Source organism: uncultured Thiocystis sp., assembly GCF_903866365.1.
Lineage (GTDB): Bacteria > Pseudomonadota > Gammaproteobacteria > Chromatiales > Chromatiaceae > Chromatium.
In genome coordinates this window covers 1-3299 of record NZ_CAIPNF010000138.1, presented here as the reverse complement: position 1 = coordinate 3299, position 3299 = coordinate 1, and the positions used below count along the sequence as shown (strand labels likewise).

Below are 3299 nucleotides of genomic sequence, written 5' to 3'. Positions count from 1 at the left end.
GCTGCGCGGCACGCCGGAAAGATCACCCAGGGTCCGGTCGCGACGGGTTTCGAGACGGCCATGTCCCCGCTCGACGGTTTCGAGGAACGCCGACTCGACGCCGTTATCGTCTTTCGCATCGGCGTCGATGAACGCCTCCTCGACCTCGGCGGCCCGCGTTTCCTGGTGGCCTTTGAGGGCCAGGACGTAGTCCCCTCCCTGGTGGATAATCGGCTCGGCAATCTTGGTTTGGCAGCCCATCGCGTCAATGGTGACGATGCGGCCCTCCAGCGTCAGCCATTCCAGCAACCGCGGAATGGCCGTGATCTCCTTGGATTTGGCGTCCGTGGCGACCTGCCCGAGCACCACCCGATTGGCCGTCGCCCAGGCACTGACCAGGTGCAACGCCGCCAAGCCCTTGCCGCGGCGGTGGGAGCGGCGCAGGGTCTTGCCATCCACGGCCATGATATCGTCTGGAATCAACGCGGCCACCGACGCGCTCCATTGGCGAAAGCAGGCGGCAAACGGTGCGGGATCGATCCGCGCAAACACCCGCCCGAAGGTGTCGTGCGACGGGACGCCCGCGGGCAATTGCAAAAAGGTGCGCAGCCACGCCTCCTTGGCCTGTCCGAACGTCTCGACACCCACCCAACCGTCGGCGCCACTGAAGGACGCGGCGATAGCGATCACGATCATCTCGCTCAAGATGTGCCGTCGTTGGATCGCGCTGCGCGGTTCGTCCAGCGGGGCAAAAGAGTGCGCGATCGATCGCTCCACACTCAAGTCGCACATCGGCGAGATCTCCCCAAGATTCAAAAGACTCAGATCATTGGGGCCGCCGAACGGATTATCTAACAGTATGCGCTAATACGTTGATGCGATTGCCCTGGTCGAAGAAGCAGCTTGTTCAATCTGGACGCGGTCTAGGATGCTCATGAATGGATTGGGAGTGTGGTTTAGCGAACATGTCGGCCTCTCGCCCGCGCTCCGCGATAACCCGGAATTTCAGTCGGCGGTGGTCCGCATTACGGCGTGTCTGTTCGGCGCGATCTATATCGGACTCGGAGCCTTGACCGGCTATTATAGGGTCGATATCCCCTATTATCTGACCCTGTTCACACTTTATCTGATCTCGAATATCGTGTTTCTGGTCAGCGTGGCCCGTCGACCAAGCTGGCCAGCCCGTTGTTACCTCGCGCTCTGTCTCGATATCATCGCCGTCAGTCTGGCCATTTTTATCACCCGCGAGGCGATCAGCCCCTTTTACCTGCTCTATATCCTGATTTTCATCTCCGCTGGCACCCGTTTCGGTCAGAGGCATCTGGTCGTCGCTTCGGTAGTGGCGGTGATTGCCTATAATTTTGTCTTGATCGAACTCGACGAATGGCACCGGCATACCTTCGAGGCCGCCTTTTTCCTTATCTTACTGGTGCTGTTGCCGCTTTATCAGTCTTCTCTGTTACGTCAGGTTCAGCAGGCGCGCGAGGATGCCGTGCGGGCAAATCAGGCCAAGGGGGATTTTCTGGCCTTCATGACCCACGAATTGCGCACACCGCTCACCGGCGTGATCGGCATGGCCGAATTGCTCAAGGATACTCGGCTCGACTTGGAACAACGCGATTATGTTCAGGCCATTGCGAGTTCAGCCAAGGCACTTAACGCGCTCATCGGCGACATTCTGGATTTTTCCAAGATCGATGCCCGCAAGCTGACACTTGAATGTATTCCCTTCAACCCGCGCGAGTTAGTACGCGAGGTCTGCGGGATCCTTGAAGGGCTGGCATTGACAAGCGGCCTTGAACTCATCTGTCAGATTGACCCCGAAGTACCGAGCCAGGTCAGCGGGGACCAGCTGCGGATTCGCCAGATCCTGTTCAACCTGATGGGCAATGCGATCAAATTTACCGAGCGGGGCCAGGTGTCGGTGCGGATGAGCGTCAGACCGCCAGAAGCGTCGCTCGCGTTTCCGCATGTGCGGTTCGCGATCGTGGACACCGGCATTGGGATCCCGAAGGACAAACTCCCCGACTTGTTCGACAGTTTTCGTCAAGCGGACGACTCCACAACCCGCCGCTTTGGCGGTTCCGGTCTGGGCACGACGATCGCTCGCGACCTGACTTTGCTCATGGGTGGGACGATCACGGTCGAGAGCACGGAAGGCCTGGGCAGTTGCTTTCAGGTCAGGCTGCCATTGCTCGGCGACGACTTTGTCCCTTCGGCAGTGCCATCGGAGGGGAGACTGTGCGGCTTGCGCGTACTCGTGATGGATTCCAATCGGACGCAACGCGAGCTGATTGGCGCGATCCTGGAGCGCGAACATGTCTTCTGTCAGTTCGTGGCGGAGCCCGGCGAGTTCAAGGCCATCAGTCCTCGCGATGATGCTCCGTTCATGCCGCGAGAAACGGACATCGATCTGGCGGTTATTTCCGATCAACCCGCTGGATTTGACCTGGAGCGCGCGCTGTCCGAAGTCCAAAAATCTTTCGGTGAGAATCTGCCCTGTCTCTTGCTGAAGTACGCCGGGCGTCGGTTGCCTCAAGCGTCGCCGGCCATGGCCGGTCTAAATAAACCCTTTTTGGCCGAGGATCTGGTTGGAGCTGTTGAGCTACTTCTCGGCCGTGCTCCGGAGGGCATGAGTGCTCTCGCGAACGCCCATTTCCAACTTGCCCGGACTTTGCCAACTGAGAGCTTACGCGTTGTGCGAGCGATTCGAGTCCTGATCGCGGAGGATAATGACATTGCGGCGAGGGTCATTACCGCCTTTTTGACCAAGATGGGATTTACACATCAGCGCTTTCAGGATGGCGAGGCCGCGCTGATGGCAGCGCTGGACGGTGGCTATCAGATCGCTATCGTGGATTTGCATATGCCGAAGCTGGATGGGATTGGCTTTACCCGACGATATCGGGAACTTGCCGCAGGCCATCCAATGCCGATCGTCGCGCTGACAGCCACTGCGGCGGGGGATGTCAAACGGGCCTGCCTCGACGCTGGAATGGATGGATTCCTGGCCAAGCCAGTCAATCCGGATGAGTTACGTCAGACCGTGGAGCGGCTGGCGCTCTTATCGCCGCCAGCGTTCAGCCACCAGCATCCAACGTGATTTTAGCAGTCTGTCGGACTTAAGGGCACTGGCTCAGCTTGGTTCTTAATTAATAAAATTAGCGCAAATTACTGAATAATATTATATATTTATCTTAAGGGGGGTAGTCGGTTAGTGCCTCCTGTCGCAAGATGTGGGGGTGAATCCTACTGACCAATCCATATACCCGACCTTGGTGGCAGGGCGCGACTACCCGCGCAGTTACCGTGAGTTTGTC

General features: G+C 58.3%; 3 protein-coding genes. 1 reads left to right on the top strand and 2 read right to left on the bottom strand.

Translation table 11 applies throughout. The annotated features are described in order from the left end of the window. Nucleotides 1-771: ISAs1 family transposase (locus tag QZY07_RS08110; protein WP_295401432.1), on the bottom strand; the 771-nt coding region annotated here is incomplete at its 3' end. 115 nt (nt 772-886) lie between these two features. Further along, complete coding sequence (locus QZY07_RS08105; RefSeq protein WP_295401430.1) at nt 887-1369, bottom strand: hypothetical protein; 483 nt, start codon at nt 1367-1369, stop codon at nt 887-889. Here QZY07_RS08105 and QZY07_RS08100 point away from each other — a divergent pair. Further along, a complete protein-coding gene (locus tag QZY07_RS08100; RefSeq protein WP_295401428.1) occupies nt 1346-3082 on the top strand; it encodes an ATP-binding protein in 1737 nt (578 codons plus the stop codon). The genes QZY07_RS08105 and QZY07_RS08100 overlap by 24 nt on opposite strands. The last annotated feature ends 217 nt before the right edge of the window (nt 3083-3299 follow it).